Source organism: Posidoniimonas corsicana (assembly GCF_007859765.1).
GTDB classification, from domain to species: domain Bacteria; phylum Planctomycetota; class Planctomycetia; order Pirellulales; family Lacipirellulaceae; genus Posidoniimonas; species Posidoniimonas corsicana.
In genome coordinates this window covers 2874896-2890891 of the sequence record NZ_SIHJ01000001.1, presented here as the reverse complement: position 1 = coordinate 2890891, position 15996 = coordinate 2874896, and the positions used below count along the sequence as shown (strand labels likewise).

General features: G+C 68.0%; 16 protein-coding genes. 2 read left to right on the top strand and 14 right to left on the bottom strand.

Features of this window, described 5'->3' with window-relative positions; translation table 11 throughout:
• Positions 1-10: 10 nt before the first annotated feature.
• Positions 11-2281 carry a multiheme c-type cytochrome gene (locus KOR34_RS11095; protein WP_146564651.1) on the bottom strand — a complete coding sequence of 757 codons (2271 nt, stop codon included), beginning with the start codon at positions 2279-2281 and terminating at the stop codon, positions 11-13.
• Between the two features lie 174 nt (positions 2282-2455).
• Between KOR34_RS11095 and KOR34_RS11090 the strand changes: the two genes are divergently transcribed.
• On the top strand, positions 2456-2878 hold the full coding sequence (locus tag KOR34_RS11090) for a secondary thiamine-phosphate synthase enzyme YjbQ (protein ID WP_146564650.1): 423 nt from the start codon (positions 2456-2458) through the stop codon (positions 2876-2878).
• Positions 2879-2932: 54 nt separating this feature from the next.
• Here KOR34_RS11090 and KOR34_RS11085 read toward each other — a convergent pair whose 3' ends face one another.
• The 8 genes from KOR34_RS11085 to hisE all read right to left on the bottom strand — a co-directional run bounded on the left by KOR34_RS11085 (position 2933) and on the right by hisE (position 10919).
• Positions 2933-3589, bottom strand: a complete 657-nt coding sequence (locus tag KOR34_RS11085; RefSeq protein ID WP_146564649.1) for a GNAT family N-acetyltransferase — start codon at positions 3587-3589, stop codon at positions 2933-2935.
• A 52-nt stretch (positions 3590-3641) separates the two neighbouring features.
• Positions 3642-4979 carry a BBP7 family outer membrane beta-barrel protein gene (locus KOR34_RS11080; protein WP_146564648.1) on the bottom strand — a complete coding sequence of 446 codons (1338 nt, stop codon included), beginning with the start codon at positions 4977-4979 and terminating at the stop codon, positions 3642-3644.
• Positions 4980-5042: 63 nt separating this feature from the next.
• The gene (locus tag KOR34_RS11075) at positions 5043-5918 is read right to left on the bottom strand and encodes an Lnb N-terminal periplasmic domain-containing protein (protein ID WP_146564647.1); all 876 of its coding nucleotides are present in this window, start codon (positions 5916-5918) and stop codon (positions 5043-5045) included.
• A 90-nt stretch (positions 5919-6008) separates the two neighbouring features.
• A complete protein-coding gene (locus KOR34_RS11070; protein WP_146564646.1) occupies positions 6009-7301 on the bottom strand; it encodes a tetratricopeptide repeat protein in 1293 nt (430 codons plus the stop codon).
• A 4-nt stretch (positions 7302-7305) separates the two neighbouring features.
• Positions 7306-8664: an ATP-binding protein gene (locus tag KOR34_RS11065; protein WP_146564645.1), complete on the bottom strand. Its 1359-nt coding sequence runs from the start codon at positions 8662-8664 to the stop codon at positions 7306-7308.
• A gap of 10 nt (positions 8665-8674) precedes the next feature.
• Positions 8675-9580 (bottom strand): hypothetical protein, encoded by a 906-nt coding sequence (locus KOR34_RS11060; RefSeq protein ID WP_146564644.1) that lies wholly within the window; start codon positions 9578-9580, stop codon positions 8675-8677.
• A gap of 28 nt (positions 9581-9608) precedes the next feature.
• Entirely contained in the window at positions 9609-10493 is an 885-nt protein-coding gene (gene hisG / locus KOR34_RS11055; protein ID WP_146564643.1) for an ATP phosphoribosyltransferase, read from the bottom strand.
• 78 nt (positions 10494-10571) lie between these two features.
• Entirely contained in the window at positions 10572-10919 is a 348-nt protein-coding gene (gene hisE / locus KOR34_RS11050) for a phosphoribosyl-ATP diphosphatase (RefSeq protein ID WP_146564642.1), read from the bottom strand.
• 142 nt (positions 10920-11061) lie between these two features.
• Here hisE and miaA point away from each other — a divergent pair, with 142 nt between their 5' ends.
• A complete protein-coding gene (miaA, locus tag KOR34_RS11045; RefSeq protein ID WP_146564641.1) occupies positions 11062-12018 on the top strand; it encodes a tRNA (adenosine(37)-N6)-dimethylallyltransferase MiaA in 957 nt (318 codons plus the stop codon).
• A 711-nt stretch (positions 12019-12729) separates the two neighbouring features.
• Here the strand turns inward: miaA and KOR34_RS11040 are convergent.
• Genes KOR34_RS11040 through moaC form a run of 5 tightly spaced genes read right to left on the bottom strand, consistent with a single transcriptional unit; the run spans position 12730 to position 15891 of the window.
• Positions 12730-13011, bottom strand: a complete 282-nt coding sequence (locus KOR34_RS11040; protein ID WP_146564640.1) for a hypothetical protein — start codon at positions 13009-13011, stop codon at positions 12730-12732.
• Between the two features lie 55 nt (positions 13012-13066).
• Positions 13067-13672, bottom strand: a complete 606-nt coding sequence (locus KOR34_RS11035; protein WP_146564639.1) for a hypothetical protein — start codon at positions 13670-13672, stop codon at positions 13067-13069.
• A 58-nt stretch (positions 13673-13730) separates the two neighbouring features.
• Entirely contained in the window at positions 13731-14330 is a 600-nt protein-coding gene (locus KOR34_RS11030) for a DUF4175 domain-containing protein (RefSeq protein WP_146564638.1), read from the bottom strand.
• A 22-nt stretch (positions 14331-14352) separates the two neighbouring features.
• Positions 14353-15348 (bottom strand): polyprenyl synthetase family protein, encoded by a 996-nt coding sequence (locus KOR34_RS11025; RefSeq protein WP_146564637.1) that lies wholly within the window; start codon positions 15346-15348, stop codon positions 14353-14355.
• A gap of 15 nt (positions 15349-15363) precedes the next feature.
• Entirely contained in the window at positions 15364-15891 is a 528-nt protein-coding gene (gene moaC, locus KOR34_RS11020) for a cyclic pyranopterin monophosphate synthase MoaC (RefSeq protein WP_146564636.1), read from the bottom strand.
• Positions 15892-15996 lie beyond the last annotated feature (105 nt).

Here is a 15996-nt window from a genome sequence, read left to right as displayed (position 1 = left end):
CGCGTGACGTCTATTCACCGGCCGATTCAGGCTCGGGGTCGGGCCGAGTACTCCGCCCGTCCTGCCCGCGGCGGGTCTGGATCATCCGTTGCAGGATCCCCTTGGCGTCGGGGCTGTCGGGGTTAAGCTCCTCCAGCTTGCGGAGCGACTCGACCGCCTCGTCGAAGTGCCGCCGCTCGCCCGTCTGCTCGTGCAGCCGCTCCAGGCCGAGCGCCAGCATCAGCCGGAATCGGTAGTCGCCGGGCGCCAGCTCGCACGCCTGGCGGAACGCCTCGACGGCCGGTCCGTACTGGCCGGTCACCACCCGCAGGCGGCCCAGCTCGTACCACAGGGCCGCGTTGCCGGGCGCGAGCTCGGTGTCGCGCTCGAGCAGCGGGATCTCCTCGTCGTACAGCCGTCGGATCTCAGCGGGGTCGCCGCCGCTGCTGCTCAGCACCTCCGCCAGGTACCGCCGCGGGCCGGCCAGCCAAGGCTCGAGCTTCATCGCGATGCGGAACTCTCGGGCGGCGGTCTTGGGGTCGCCCTGCACGCGGGCCAGCTCGCCCAGGTTGTTGTGGGCTGCGGCGCGTTCGCTGTGCATGCGCTGCTCGGTGCGGAACTCCTCGAGCCCTGCCTTGCGGTCGAGGAACTGCTGGCTGGTAAACGCCTGCTCAGGAAGCGGCGCGAGCCGCCGCGCGGCCTCGATCCGCACGCTGCGGACCGGGTCGGTTAGCAGCGGCGCCAGCGTTTCGACCATCCCGGCGGCGGTCTCAGGGCTGATGGATCGCACGGCCGCCAGCCGCACCAACGGGCTGAACGACTCCAGGGCTTGCTCCTTGACCGCGTTGCTGCTGGGCGTGTTGTACTGGCCTAACAGCTCGACGGCGGTCGCCTGCACGATGGCGGGCGTGGTCTCGCGGCGCACGGCGGCGGTAAGCAGCGGCTCGCCCTCGGGCTCGCCGGCGCGGCCCGCCGCGATGGCGGGCGCCCAGTGGGGGTCGTCTCGGCGGTTGGGGCCGTACCACTTCTCGACCGCGTCGGCCGCCCACTGCGCGTCCTCGTCCGGCTTAACGTGGCATTTGTTGCACGCGTTGGGCGTGCCGAGCTGGACCGACAGGTCGGGCCGCGGGATACGGATGCTGTGGTCGCGACGCGGGTCGACCACCATGTAGGTGGTCTCCGGCATGTGGCACTCGACACAGCTCGCGCCTGGCGTGCCGGCAACGTGGTGGTGGTGGGCGGGCGTGTCGTACTGGGCGGGGATGTGGCACTGGGCGCACAGCGCGTTGCCCTCAAACTTTGGCTTCAGCGAGTGAGGGTCGTGGCAGTCCGTGCAGCGGACGCCCTTGGCGTGCATCTTGCTCTGCAGGAACGAGCCGTAAACGTACACCTCGTCCTGGATCTGGCCGTCGGCGTGGTACAGGCCGGCGTACAGCGGAGTCACCTCGTAGCTGTCATTGAAGTGCGGGCCGGGCCGGAACTCGGGGTGCACGCCGTGCCGGCGGGAGTGGCACTTGGCGCAGGTCTGGATCTGCGGCTCCGAGTCAAGCGACTTCAGCTTCGCCAGCCCGTAGCCGTGGTTGCGGTCCCAGAACAGCGAGTTGCGGTTGGCCAGCGCGATGTGCAGGCTGCCCGGCCCGTGGCACTCCTCGCAGCTGACGTCGATCTCGCTGAAGGTGGTGTGGTAGGTGTCGGTGGCCAGGTCGTAGTTTTTCTGCAGGTTGGTCGAGTGGCACTCCGCGCAGGTGGTGTTCCAGTTCTGCGCCACACCGGTCCAATGGAGTGGGTCGTCGGGCAGGAGCCGCTCTTCGGTCACATCTGGCGGCGGCACGTAGAACCACTCCTTCTTGGCCGTGTCCCACGAGACCCTCAGCACCTGCACGCGGCCGTCGGGGAACTCGACCATGTACTGCTGCAGCGGCTCGTAGCCGAACGTGTACTTGACGTGGTAGTCGTGGTGCTCGCCGTCGGGGCCTTCGGTGTTGACCATGTAGCGGTCGCCGTCGCGGAAGAACCGGGTCGTGACGCCCAGCCGCTCGAAGGTGAAGTCGTCAAAGTCGCCCAGCACGGATTCGTCGGTGGCGAGCTCCATGGCGAGGTCGTGGTGGCTGCCGGCCCACGCCTGGTGCTCCGTCTGGTGGCACTCGACGCAGGCCTGCCCCCCCACGTAGGTCGCCTTGGCCATCGCGTCAGGCGGCGCGGCGCGGCGGTAGTCGGCCCACACGCCGGCACCGATAGCGATCATCAGCAGCCCCAGCAGGATCGGCCAGCGTCGCAGGAAGAAGGTAGTCTGGCCGGGCATAGGCAGCGAAAGGGGGCGGCGGACGGTCGGAGCCAAAACCTTATTCTAGGCCCTACCCGCGGGGGCGTCATCCTCGGGGTGGAGCCCGAGCAGCGGTCGGGCATCCTTGGCGGCTCCCGCCCGCCCCACTAGCATGGCGCGTCCGGCCGTCTCCCGTCCCTCCGAGAAAGAACGATGAAGTCGTTTCGCAAAGAGCTGTGGTTCAACCTGCCCGCCCGCATGGAGTTTGTGAACATCACCTCCGACGTCGAGCAGTACGTCCGCGAGAGCGGCGTGCAGGAGGGGATGGCGCTCGTGAACGCGATGCACATCACGGCATCGGTGTTCATTAACGACGACGAGCCCGGCCTGCACCGCGACTACAAGAAGTGGCTGGAGGAGCTGGCGCCGTTTGACGCCTCGCCCGAGCGGTACCACCACAACCGCACCGGCGAGGACAACGCCGACGCGCACCACAAGCGGCAGATCATGGGCCGCGAGGTGGTGGTGGCGATCACCGAGGGCAAGCTCGACTTCGGCCCCTGGGAGCAGATCTTCTACGGCGAGTTCGACGGCCGCCGGAAGAAGCGGGCCCTGGTGAAGATCATCGGGGAGTGAGCTCCCCGTCGAGCAGGTGGGCAATCGGCCCACTGCGACCCCGCCGCACAATCCTCAGCGTTCGATCTGGAGAGTGATCAGGTTGCGACTGTTTCCGCTTGAGGTCGAGACGCGGCCGACTCTGCCCGAGCATCGGCAGAACACGCAGCCCAGCACACGCAGCACGGTTGCTTTGCCCAGCGGCGTCGGTCGCCACTTAGCGTGCGCACGGACTGAGGCGTGATTGCCCGTGGTCACCCCAAGAACAATCCGCTTGGCGCCCTCGGCGTGCAGCTCTTGCCCAACGAACCGAAGCAGGCGGCTGTACACGCCCTCGCGTCGGCGGTCGGCCGCCACCACTGCCGCGTAGAGCCAGCGGTCGCCGTCGTACAGCCGGACGTCGACATCCAGGTCGGGGTCGAGGTAGTTCTGGCGAGCGACCCAGACGCACGCGATCGGTTGGCCGTCGTCAGTCACGATCGCCGCCCGGCGGTTGACGCCGTCCCATTGTGCGGCGCACTCGTGCCCCGCCACTTCGCCTAGCAACGCAGTGTCGTCAGGAGTGGCCCAACGAACGGTTTCGGTGGGAGGCGCCACAGGGCGGTCCGCCAGCTCCGCAAAGTGGCCGGTTGGGATCGCGTACACGGTGAACGGCCGGACGCGGAGCATCCACGCCGGCATGCGGCGGAGGGGCGCTTTGCCGATTCTGTACGCGAATCGCGCGAGGGACATGCGGCGGGCGGTGGGGGAGGCGGAGGGGGTCGCTCTTCAGTCTACTCCACGCCTACCACTGGTACTCGAACGAGGCATTGAGCCCCTGCGCCCAGAAGTCGCTCCGTGAGAGCGTGAACGCCGGCACGGCCGGGCCGACCAGCGCGCCGCCGCCCAGCTGCGTCGGGTTGACGTTGGTGTCGATCAGCGGCGCCAGCCGCACGACGCTGTCCCAGTAGAAGAAAGTGTACCCGAGGCCCACGCGGGTGTGCGTGCCGATCTGGCGTTCGAGCGTGACGCCCAGCTCACCGATGAACGATTCGTCATTGAACTCGCGGAAGTCATTGTTGGTGGGCTGGCCGAGCAGGCCGCCGTCGTTGTGGGTGAAGACCGGGATGCCGCCGGGGTCGGTCACCACCGTGGTGTCGCCGCTGATGGTGCTTCGGGTGCGGGTCCCGCCGTAGGCGGCCTTGGTGGTGAGGCTCAACGACCAGCAGCCGCGCCACAGGCGGGTCGCCAGGCCGATCTGACCGCCGTGGAAGTAGTTCTTGGTGCGGAACAGGTCCTCGCGGTAGATCTCGGTCCCCGGGAAGTAGCCGCTGCCCGCGTTGAGCGAGACGCTCGTGTCGCGCACCACCAGTTGGTCATTCAGGTAGCCGTGCCGGTAGCCGGCGAGGATGTCGATCCGGCCCTGGGTGCGCCACATCACCGCCTGCCGCAGCATCACCTCGCCGCCGAGCAGCTCCAGGTCCGCGTCGATGCGGGTCGAGCCGGCCAGCAGGCCGGGGTAGGCGATCAGCAGCGAGTCCTCGTCGCCTCCCACCGCATCGGTGTACGGGCGGGCGAGCACCGGGTAGTCGTCGCTGTTAAGCTCCAGCTCGATGTCGCGGCCGTCGATGCCGAACAGGGTGGCCTCGACTCCGGTGAGCTGCTCCGGGCAGTGCCACAGCCCGACGGTGAAACGGCCGCCGGAGCGGAAGTCGTCGTGCAGCTTGCTGCCGCCAAACAGGGTGACCGTGTCGGGCTGGTCGAGCGCGCCCGCGTCGGCAGCCGGCGTGGCGGCGTCGCCGGTCGTGAGCAGCGATGGGAAGTCGGCGCCCTTGGTGGCCCAGGCGAGGTACTCCGCCTTGAACCACAGCCGGCCGGAGTGCCAGTCGACCTCGCAGGCGCCCGGGTGGGGTCCCAGCCGCCGCAATGCCGGGTCCGGCGCGAACTGGGCGAAACGCGCGTCGCCCGCACAGCCCGTGCACCCGTACGCCGGCGGGATCTGGTAGGCAGCGGGCCCGGCCGGCGCCGAGGTGGGCAGCGGCTCGGCGGCCAGCTCGGTGGTTTCGGCCCCGTTGGAGCGGGCGGGCGCCAGGCAGGCGGCCGCCAGCAGCACCGCGGTCAGGATGGATTTTGTGCGCAGCATCACCTTGTAGGGATCGGCCGCAGAACCGCTGCAACTTGAAGAATCGTTACAAGCCGACCGCTGCTAGCGTCGGATGGCCCGCGAGAAGTCTTCGCTGCCGTCGGCAAGCTGTGCGCGGCGGGTGATGTTGGCCCGGGCCTTGATCTGCTCGAAGCTCCCCTCGCCGTCGATCAGCCCCTCGGCGTAAGCCTTGCGATCCGACAGGCCAGGCAGCAGCACGCCAACGTCGTACACGATGCGGTTGGGGCGGATCAGATTGACATGCTCGGCGATGTTGGTTGTGCAGTTGTTGGTGAAGAGGTCGTAGAACTGCGGCTCGCGGGACAGCTCGTTTGCGCGGTTGAGCATGCTCAGCAGCATTTCCTGGGCGGCCGCCGCCGGCGCGGTAGTGCGGTAGAGGAAAACGTCCTCGCAGTTGACCACGGCCTGCTCGCGGAGCAGGTCCCGCTCGTCCGCCACGACGTACATGATCTCGTACTGCCGCATGGCGCTGAGGATCGGGTTGTAGTTGGGCTCGTCCTTCTCTTTGCGCACTTCGACGCTGATCGCCAGGTGCTCTGGTTCTGCCATCGGCGCCTCGGGGGCGATTTCGAAGCTGACCAGCGTGTGCGCCAGGCTCGGCACGGCGCCGAACGGCATCGTGATGAAGTCGACCGCGCGGACCCGCTCGATGTCGAACGACTTGTCGTAGTAGTCCACGACGTACTCGCCCGGCGCCAGGTGCTTGCAGTAGCGGACGTTTTTCACCGTGACCTGGTTGCCGCGGATGTCGGCGGTGGGCAGCACGGCCTGGTCGGGCATCCAGTCGCGGAAGTTGGACGGCTGGATCCGGTCGGCCAGCTTTGGGTCGAGCTTGGGTGTCGATTTGCACCCCGCCAGCGCGCACGCCAGCCCGCAGAGCAGGGCGACGCGCAGCGCATATCGCGGTGACCGGGGCATCCGTGACTCGGCGGTGGGGAGGCAGGCCGCGGAGTCTAGGCAGGCGGCAGGATGCTGGCAACGTCAATCGCCGTCGGCCGGCTGGTGGTGCTATTGCAGCCGCCAGTTCTTGGCCGCTAGCAGGTTGGCACCGATCAGCACCGCCAGCGGCGAGAACAGGAACAGCTGTGCGCCCAGCGATACCAGGCCGAGTGACCCGGTTGGAAGTGCAACCCACCCCACATTCAAGGCTACCTGAATGCAGAACGCGAGCTCACATAGCAGCACGCCGGAAGTGATCAGCATCATGATCCGCCATGGCTTGGGGTGCTTGAATCGCCAGCTCAAGCCAAATGGCAGCGCGGGTACTCCGAGCAGCAACGTCAGCGCCTTGCAAATGTTTGTGGGGTCGAAGAAGCTGCCTACGATCAGCGACAGCATTGTGGTGAACAGCCCGCCGACGATCAGCGCCTCGGTCTTCTCGCGCTTGTTGAGCGCCATCCGGGCGAACGGGTGCAGCAGCAGCGTGGCGTTGCCCAGCGGCTGGATGAACCAGGTCATGACGCAGAACATCAGGTACAGCCAGGAGAGGGGCTGCAGCACCGGCGCCCAGGCGGGGTAGGCCTCGGCCGCGCTGCTGACCGCCCTGTTCACGAAGTACAGCCCGAACAGGATGGCGAACTGGGCCTTCCCGGTCAGCCGCGCCATCCACAGGAAGTAACTCAGCAGCCAGCGGTAGATGGGGAACCGGGCCTTGGTGGTCTCCAGCACACCGACCCGCGCCCACTCGAGCGACGGGTCGAGTCGCAGCGCCTCGCGGAAGTGCCGCTCGGCCTGGGTGAGGTCGTGCCGCTCCAAGCAGGACCAGCCGAGGTTGGCGTGCGAGGCGGCGTCGTTGGGGTCGACCCGCAACGCTTGCTCCACGTCCTGCCGCCCCGCGTCCGAGCGGCCGAGCCCGCGGTTGGCCAGAGAGCGGAGGTTGATCGCCTCGATGTTCTCCGGGTCGATCGCCAGCGCCTGGTCGACGTCCGCCAACGCGGCCCGCCATGCCTTGCGGCGGGCGTGAACCGACGCGCGGCCGGCGTACGAGTCCTCGTCGCCCGGGTTCAGCTGGATCGCCTCGGTGAACAGCCGCTCGGCTGTGTCGAGCGCGTTGCGGGACAGCTCGACCCGCGCCGCCAGCTGCCGGACCTGTGGCGAGTCGGGCGCCAGGCCAACCGCCTGCCTGGCCCGCTCGCTCGCCTCGTGGTGGGCGCCGCGGTCGGACAGGCAGATCGCCAGCAGCGCGTGCGCCCAGGCGTCGTCGGGGTCCTGGCCGATGGCCAGGCCCAGCTCCTTCTCGGCGTCGCGGCAGCGGTGCTGCTCGATCAGGATCTGAGCACGCTGTAGGTGGGGGGAGATCAACGGGCTACTTGATCCACTTGAGGACGTCGTCGTACAGGCCGCCCTCGTTGGCGTACAACGCGTAGTTGCGTGCGGACGAGAACCACTCGGTGGTGGTCGGCTTGTGCTTCTTGGCGGCGGCGCGGAGGTCGGCGCCGGTGATGGGCTGGGGCGGCGAGCCACGCTTGATGCTCTCGGTCAGCTTGGCCTCGACCGCCAGGTCGACCAGCGCCTTGAGGTCGGCGCCGGAGTAGTTCTTGGTGTTCTTGGCCAGGTGCGCGTAGTCGATGTCGCGGGTCGGCTTGCCGGCGAGGTGCAGCCGCAGGATGTCGGCCCGGGCCTCGTCGTCGGGCGGGGGCACGAACATCACGCGGTCGAACCGGCCCGGCCGGCGGAACGCCGGGTCGACGTGCCAGGGGGCGTTGGTGGCGGCCAGGACCAGCACGCCCTCATTGGAGTGCTCTACGCCGTCCAGCTCGGCCAGGAACTGGTTGATCATCTGCCGCTGCCCGCCGCCGCGGAGGTCGCTCCGCTTGGCGCCCAGCGCGTCGACCTCGTCGAAAAACAGCACGCACGGCGTGTTGGCCCGCGCCTGGGCGAACACCTGGTGCAGCTGTTTCTCGCTCTGCCCGATGTACATGTCCAGCACGTCGCTGATGCCGATCGAGAGGAAGCCGGCGTTGATCTGCCCGGCGGTCGCCCGCGCGAGGTAGGTCTTGCCGCAGCCGGGGGGGCCGTACAGCATGATCCCGCCGCCGATGGTCTTGCCGTAGGCGGCGTACACCTCGGGGTGCTCCAGCGGGTAGATGATCTTGACGCGGATCTCTTCCTTCAGGTCCTTCATCCCGCCGACGTCGTCGAACGCGATCTTGGGCCGCTCCACCTCATGCTGGAAGTCGCCGGCGGCGTCGCCCGCGTGGTTCAGCAGCCGGCCCTCGTCGACCTCCCAGTCGGAGCCCATGCTGGTCTGGGGCGTCGCGCTGACGCCCAATCGCTCGGAGAGCTCCTCGTCGTGCGACTCCGGGTCGGCCTCCAGGGCCTGCTTGTACCGGGTCACCGCGTCCTCGACGCGGCCCTCGCGCAGGCAGAGCCGCGCGTACATCACGCACGCCTGGGCGGGCGGGTCGCGGTGGTCGAGCATCGCCTCGAGGATCACGGCGGCCTCGCTCAGCCGGTCGTCCTGCAGGTACGCGTCCGCCAGCAGCAGTTTGAGGTCGGCGGCCGCCGGATTGCCCTCCAGCAGGCGGCGGTACTCCTCCACGGCCTCGCCGTGGCGGCCCGCGGCCGTCAGGCTGGCCGCCAGGTGGCGGCGCAGGGGTTCGTTGTCGGGCGAGACTTCCAGCGCCGCGCGGAGCGGCTCGATCGGGTCGTTGGGTGTTGGCATGCCTGAGAATCTAGTCGGTTGCGTCGCCGCCCGCCACTGTTTCGGCTGTGAGGGCGGCCGAGGCCGGGCGGAGGCGGCGAACAGCGGCGTAGATCAACACCCCGACGCAAAGCACCGCGAGCGAGAGCACGCCGAACGCGCCCAGCGCCAGCAGCACTGCGACGGCGGTAGTAAGCAGCAGCAGGTCGCGGACGCCGAAACGCACGCGGGTGTGCGACGGGGGTGTGCGCATGGCGAGCATCACAACGCTTGCCGCGTACATCACCAAGGTGAAGAACAGGGCGTCGTTGGTGAGCAGGCCCCGCGCAGAAAGCGAGTGGTAAGGCGCCGTTACATGAGCGGCGGCCGTGGCGAGCGACGCGGCCAGCATCAACTCGGCGGCGACTCGGCCGAGCCGCGGCGCGAAGACGGCCGCGGCGAACGCAACAATCCAAACCGGCCCGGTGATGGGAGGGACCCATCGTCGAAACTCTTCCGCCGGCCCGCTCCGCGAGAACGCTGGCGGTTCTGGCATGACCTTCTGCAGCAGGCTCGTGCCGGTGGACGCGCCAAAACCGACCAGGTTGTCGCCGTTGAAGGTGAACTGCAGCTCGATGCCGTAGTTGGGGTGCTGCCAGGTCGCGACCTCGTAGTCGCCCTCCTCGCGGGTCGGCCAGGGCTTGCCGCCGTTGAACTTGTCGCGGGTCGCCTGGCGGGCGTTATCTTGGTTGAAGAGGTTCTTGGTCCAGGCGCTCAGCTTCTGGTACTCCGCGCTGCCCTCCTTCTCCAGCCGGTCGAGCTCCTGCTGGTACGCGGCCTGCTGGTCACGGTCGCGCTGGTTCTCGTTCGCCTTGTAGGCGCCGAGCCCGATGATCAGCGACAACACCACGAGCCAGGCGATCGCGCGGACGCGGGGCGTTTGCGGCTCGTGGGGCATTAACCGCGCGGGGAGGTTGGGGCGCCGGCTACAGCCGGCAGTTGCTGATGCTGGTTTCGAGGATCGCCTCTGCGCCGAGCTCCTCGAGCCGCTCCATAATGCCGATCACCTCGCCCCGCTTCACCATCGCCCGCACGGCGTACCAGCCGCTCTTCTCGAGCTTATTGATGGTGGGCGAGCTGAAGCCGGGCGTCACCCTCTCGGCGGCGGCCAGGTTCTTCTCGGCGATGTTGTACTCCAGCAGCGAGTAGCTGCGGGCGATCACCACGCCCTCCAGGCGGCGGGTGATGCGGTCGCACAACTCGCCGTGCTTGGTGTTGGGGTTCTGGATGAGCACGGTCTCGTACTTGCCGATCTCGTCCAGGATCCGCAGGTTGTTGGCGGCCAGAGTGCTGCCGGTCTCGACCAGGTCGACGATGGCGTCCGCCACGCCGAGCGCAATCATCACCTCGACCGAGCCGGTCAGCTCGACGATGTGCGCGGTCGCGCCGTGCTGGTTCAGGTACGCGCGGGTCACGTTGGGGAAGCTGGTGGCGATGCGGTCGCCGCTCAGGTCCTTGGGGCCAACCACCGGGCTGTTCGCCGGCACGCAGATCGCCAGCCGGCAGCCGCCCACACCGAGCCGCATCCGCTCGGTCAGCGCGACCGGCTCGCCGTCGATGCGGGCCTCGGCCACCAAGTCGGACCCGGTGATGCCCATGTCGATGGCGCCCTCGGCGCACAGCACGGGGATGTCGTCGGTGCGGAGGAACGTGATGTCGATCTCCGGCTGCTCGTCGCTGATCGTTTTGACGCGGGCGAACAGCGCGCGGTCCTGGCGGCGGAACTTGAGGCCCGCGTCCTTGAGCAGGTCGCCGGCCAGGTCGGCCAGGCGGCCCTTGCTGGGGATGCCGATGCGGAGGATGTTGGACATGTCGTCGGGTTTCGGGTGTCGGTGCGGGGCCCGCGGCCGCCGGCCGGGACTAGGCGGCGGCCTGGCTGGGCCCGCTGGTTACTTGCTGCGCGAGGCCTTCTCTTCAATCCCAGAGACGCCAAACCGGCGGGCGAGTTCGCTCTCGACCTCCGCCAGGTCAACGCCGCGGCGCCGCAGCAGCACCAGCGTGTGGTACAGCAGGTCGCCCGCCTCGTAGATGAAGTGGGTGCGGCCATCGTCGCCTTCCTCCAGCGCGGCCTCGACCAGCTCGCCCGCCTCCTCGGTGACCTTGCCGCACAGCTTCTCAAGCGGGCCGGTCAGCAGCTTCGCGGTGTACGACTTGCCCAGGCCGTCGCCGGCCGCCAGCTCGGCGCGCTGCCGGATGGTCTCTTCCAGGGCGTCGATCGGCCGGGCGGCTTCGGGCATGGCGGTGGTGCGGGTGGGGAAGGAACGGGCCCGGGCCCTGGCAAAGCCGGCCCCAGCAGGGGAAAATGCGGCGAAAACAAACCTCAAGTCTAGGCAGCCGCGGGCGTTAAGGCAATCGTGCCGGGTTGGCGGAGCAGCACACATGACCCCCACCACCGAAAACCCGGCCCTCGACTGCTGGTACCTGACCGGCGCCACGGCCGTGGGCAAGACCTCGGTCGCGATGGAGCTCGCCCGGCGGCTCGACGCCGAGATCCTGTCGCTCGACTCGATGGCCGTGTACCGCGGCATGGATATCGGCACCGCCAAGCCGCCCGCCGAGCTGCGGCGGGCCGTGCCGCACCACCTGATCGACGTGGTCGACCCGGACGAAGAATTCAGCGTCGCGCAGTACCGCGAGCTGTCGTTCCAGGCGATCCGCGCGATCCGCGACCGGGGCCGCCAGCCGCTGTTCGTGGGGGGCACACCGCTGTACCTCAAGTGTTTGCTGCGGGGCTTCTTCGACGGCCCGCCCGCCGACTGGGACCTGCGTAACGAGATCCTCACCGAGCTGGAAACGGTCGGCTCCGAGGCGCTGCACGCGCGGCTCACCCAGGTCGACCCGGTGGCGGCCTCGCTGATCCACGTGAACGACACCCGCCGCATCGTCCGCGCGCTCGAGGTGTACCGCTCCACCGGCGAGCCGATCAGTCACCAGCAGATGGAGTTCGAGGACGGCGTGCCGGCCGACCAGTGTCGTGTGTTCGTGCTCCGCCGCGACCGCGACGAGCAGCGCGAGCGGATCGAGCGCCGCGTCGACCAGATGTTCGACGACGGCCTGGTCGAGGAAGTCCAAGGGCTGATCGACGGCGGCAAGCAACTCGGCCGCACCGCGCGGCAGGCGGTCGGCTACTGCGAGGTGATCGACTACCTCAACGGCAAGCACGATCTGGCCGAGGCGGTCGAGCTCATCAAGGCCCGCACCCGCCGCTTCGCCAAGCGGCAACGCACCTGGTTCCGCGGGCTGGGCGAGTGCCGATTTATCGACATCGGCCCAGACGACAACCCTGCCGCCATCGCGGAGCGGATCGCCACCGACCCCCAGGCGGGGCTCTCTTAGCAGCTCCATCTACGATTCGGCAGGGTTTTGTCCGATCTCGTTTTGTCCAAAAACACGCGCGGAGGGGACAAAACTCGGGGCGCATCTCCGCCCCATTTTTTCGTAAGTGCTTCTGAGTTAGCCCATTACGCTAAGTCCTTCAAGAATGCTTGCGGGGGTTTTGTCCGTTTTGGGGCGCGTCGATCGGACACACTTCTAACTCTCGCGGTTCCAGCGGCAACGCGCGCAGCACCTCCCGCAGCCTGCCAGACCTACTAGCAGGGTCGGTGAACACACGGCGCTATTAAATTAGATCGCGCTGCGCGGCCGTTTTCTACAACAAACCGGCGACGACAAGTGGGTGAGAGACGGCAAAGGCGCGGGGCTACGCGAGTCGGATCGGGCGCCCAAAGATTCGCCGGCCGAAGCGCTGCGGCTGGTTGTCTCACGCAGAGTCGCAAAGGCGCAGAGTCGCCGCTGGCTACAGCAAACTCTGCGGCTCCGCGCCTCTGCGCGAGTCTTTATCATGGCGGCATCACAATCGACTCTCGCACCTGGCTGGTCACTTCTTCAAAGCCGGTGGTCCGAGCGGCGCACCCAGCGAGATTGATTGCCTCACGCAGAGTCGCGGAGTCGCTGAGACGTCGCAGGCTAGAGCAATCTCTGCGGCTCCGCGCCTCTGCGAGATCCATCGGACCTGTAGCAACCCACTCCGAGCCTTGCACGAGCCGGCTACTGCGGCGAGGGAACGAACGCTGCTGCGATTGCCAGCAACATCAGGCCTACCAGCACCGCGAGCAAGATCCAGACCCACTTGGAGGTCTGGTACCTGATGTGCGGCGTCGCGGCTATGACCTGTTGGTAGTCGGGCGTAAAGATGAACCTTGCCCTCGCACCGATCAGGCACCATAGGCCACAGATGCTGATGAGGAGCGTCAGCAGGTTCATCGACGGCAGTGAGAAGAGCAGCCACAGCAGGTTCGTAGGGTGGGCGTCGGCGAAGCGGACGCCCACCGCAGGCGGGCCGCAACTACAACAGCGGTGGGCCTATCGGCCCCACCCTACGCGACTAGTCAGGGCGAACGGATGTAATGACAGCTCCAAACACCAGCACCAAGACGACAATCAAGAACGCGATAAGGAACAACATCAAGATCGATGACTTGTAGCGGATGTGTGGCGTTGCCGCGATCACGCCTCTGTACTCGTCTGAGAAGATGTACCTGCCCGTTCGCCCTGCAACCAGCCACAGAATGTAACCGTTGATCAGCGTCCCAATAGGGATGCCAAGCAGACCGATCACACTCAGGACGATGGTCCAGATCCTCACCGCCGGGTTCAGTCGCCGGAGGCCCGAGCCGATCCACCAGAAGAGAACGCTCAAGCCGGCGTATAGCAGCATGGCGCCGAGCATGGCGGCCCCCTCGCCCAGTCCAACCTCTCCAGACGTTGCCGCGACCACCGCGCCGAACACCATGACCACCGACATCAGGGCGCCGATTGCTGCGGGGATCAGGTAGAGCAGCCCAACCGACTTGATCGACGCCTCGCGCGACAGGTGCTCCCGCCGGATCGCCTCAAGCGCGGCGTTTTCCGACGGCGCGTCAGGGCCGACGGCCCCCTCCTCCGCCAGCGGGGAGGCAAAGGGGTTCACGTGCTCCGGTTCCGCATCCATAGTTTTCTGCTTGGTTTGATCGGTGAGGGAGTCAGGCGCCGAAACGGTGACGCCGTCGCTACGGCGCCATGCGGGCGGCGAAGACCACGACGACCACGAGCACGACCAGCAGCACGCCCAGCACCACCCACATCACGGTCGACGACTTGTAACGGATGTGGGGCGTGGCGGCGATAATCTCCTTGTACTCGGGCGAGAAGATGTACTTGCTCTTCTCACTCCCCATCAGCGACGCCAGATAGCCGTGGATGAGCATTCCGATGACGTTGATCCCCAAGAGCGAGATCAACAGCGCGATGATCGACAGCACCAGTGCCGGGATCCGGACGGTCGGGTTGAGCCGCCGCAGCCCCGCTCCCACCCACCAACCGAGGGCGGCCAGCAGCGCGACGAAGACGGCGCCCAGCAGCGAGGGACCAAGGTCGTACGCGGCCGGGCCCACAAACGCCGACGCGGCGAGGAACGTGGCGCTGACCGTCAGCACACAAGCGCCGAGGTAGTAGAGCCAACCGACCGATCGGATCGACGCCTCGCGCTTGATGTGCTCGTGGCGGATGGCCTCGACGCCCGACACGCCCAGCGGGGCGCCGGAACTGACGACAGCCTCCTCCGCCAGCGGGGAAGCGAAGGGGTTTACATGCTCGGGCTCCGCTTCCATGGCAATCCTGATGAGGACGAGGCTAACTGCTGCGTGCCGCCGCAAAGTTAGCCAGTCCCACCAATGATTGCAACGCCGGGTTGTCCGGCAGTTCGGCCAGGTCGGCCGCCGCGCGGCGGGCGTAGTCGGCCGCGGTCCGGTTGGCGTAGTCCAGCGAGCCCATCAGTTTCACCTGAGCGCGGATCCGCTCGACGTCGGCGGTGGCCAGCAGGTCGACGAAGTTCGCCCGCGGGCCGTTGACCAGCGCGTCGCGGGCGTGGATCAGCGGGAGGGTCATCTTCCGCTTGGCGAGGTCGGCGCCGGTGGTCTTGCCGGTGGCCTCCTCGTCGGACATCAGGTCCAACAGGTCGTCGGCGATCTGGAACGCGACGCCCAGGTTGCGCCCGAACGAGGCGAACCGCTCGACCGTGGCGTCGTCGGCGCCGGCCTGGCGGGCGCCCAGCTCGCAGCAGCACGCGCACAGCTCGGCGGTCTTGGCGGTGATGATCGCGAGGTAGTCGTCCTGGCTGAGATCGAAGTCGCCCTCGGAGAGCGTCTGCTGCATCTCACCTTCACAGACCGTGTTGGTCGCGCGGCCGATGGTCTGGCACGCCTCTGCCGAGCCGGTGGTGCTGGCCAGGTAGAACGCGTGTGAGAACAGGAAGTCGCCCAGCAGCACGCTGGTCTCATTGCCCCAGCGCGCGTTGACGGTGTCCTCGTGGCGGCGGAGGTCGGCCTCGTCGAGCACGTCGTCGTGCACGAGCGTGGCGGTGTGGATCATCTCGACCACGGCCGACAGCACCAGGTGCTCGTCGGTCAGCCCGCCGGCGGCCTGGCCGGCCAGCAGCACCAGCGCCGGCCGCAGCCGCTTGCCGCCCAGCCGGTAGCCGTGACGCACGACCTCGTCCACCTGGGGGACGCGGCTGTGCAATTCGGACTGCAGCCGCCGCTCGACCGCGGCCAAGTCGTCGGCGATGCCGGAGAGCAGCTGGCGGAGGTCGGTGGCGCCGTGCGCGAGCGTTTGGTCTGCCTGACTCATAAGTCGGTTGGGTCCTTACTCTTTGTCGCCCGCGGCTTGGTTGTCGCCGGTTGCGGCGCGGCGCCAGTGGCCGCTGCGGCCGCCGCTCTTCTCTTCCAGTTGCACCGGGCCTATCACGATCCCCCGGTCGACCGCCTTGCACATGTCGTAGACCGTCAGCGCGGCGGTCGTTACCGCGGTGAGGGCCTCCATCTCGACGCCGGTCTTGGCCGTGACGCGGGCCGTGGCCGTGACCACCAGCGACTGCTCGTCGGCGAACTCAAACTCCACGCCCACCGACTCCAGCGGCAGCCCGTGGCACAGCGGGATGAGTTCGTCGGTCCGCTTGGCGGCCATCACCCCCGCCAGCCGCGCCACCTGCAGCACGTCGCCCTTGGCGCCGCCGCCCGAGCGGACGAGCTCGAGCGTTGCGGCCGCCATCCGCAGCCGGGCCGACGCGCGGGCCGTGCGGCGGGTCGCCGGCTTGTCGCCCACGTCCACCATCTGCGCGGCGCCCTCCTCGTCGAGGTGCGTAAGCTTCGGTGGCGTGGTTGGGTCTGCCAAAGGAAACGCCCGGTGAGGTGGGCAAGGTTGCTTTGAATTCTAGAGGCTGCGAACGCCCGGGCGTAGAGGCGTGCGGCCGCCGGGCCGTGGGTGTGACACTTTGAC

Coding starts and splice junctions, on each gene's coding strand:
- miaA (WP_146564641.1), top strand. CDS start 11,062: ATGACCCCCACCACCGAAAACCCGGCCCTCGACTGCTGGTACCTGACC.
- KOR34_RS11030 (WP_146564638.1), bottom strand. CDS start 14,330: ATGGAAGCGGAGCCCGAGCATGTAAACCCCTTCGCTTCCCCGCTGGCG.
- KOR34_RS11065 (WP_146564645.1), bottom strand. CDS start 8,664: ATGCCAACACCCAACGACCCGATCGAGCCGCTCCGCGCGGCGCTGGAA.
- hisE (WP_146564642.1), bottom strand. CDS start 10,919: ATGCCCGAAGCCGCCCGGCCGATCGACGCCCTGGAAGAGACCATCCGG.
- KOR34_RS11035 (WP_146564639.1), bottom strand. CDS start 13,672: ATGGATGCGGAACCGGAGCACGTGAACCCCTTTGCCTCCCCGCTGGCG.
- KOR34_RS11080 (WP_146564648.1), bottom strand. CDS start 4,979: ATGCTGCGCACAAAATCCATCCTGACCGCGGTGCTGCTGGCGGCCGCC.
- KOR34_RS11090 (WP_146564650.1), top strand. CDS start 2,456: ATGAAGTCGTTTCGCAAAGAGCTGTGGTTCAACCTGCCCGCCCGCATG.
- KOR34_RS11085 (WP_146564649.1), bottom strand. CDS start 3,589: ATGTCCCTCGCGCGATTCGCGTACAGAATCGGCAAAGCGCCCCTCCGC.
- KOR34_RS11095 (WP_146564651.1), bottom strand. CDS start 2,281: ATGCCCGGCCAGACTACCTTCTTCCTGCGACGCTGGCCGATCCTGCTG.
- KOR34_RS11075 (WP_146564647.1), bottom strand. CDS start 5,918: ATGCCCCGGTCACCGCGATATGCGCTGCGCGTCGCCCTGCTCTGCGGG.
- KOR34_RS11025 (WP_146564637.1), bottom strand. CDS start 15,348: ATGAGTCAGGCAGACCAAACGCTCGCGCACGGCGCCACCGACCTCCGC.
- KOR34_RS11060 (WP_146564644.1), bottom strand. CDS start 9,580: ATGCCCCACGAGCCGCAAACGCCCCGCGTCCGCGCGATCGCCTGGCTC.
- hisG (WP_146564643.1), bottom strand. CDS start 10,493: ATGTCCAACATCCTCCGCATCGGCATCCCCAGCAAGGGCCGCCTGGCC.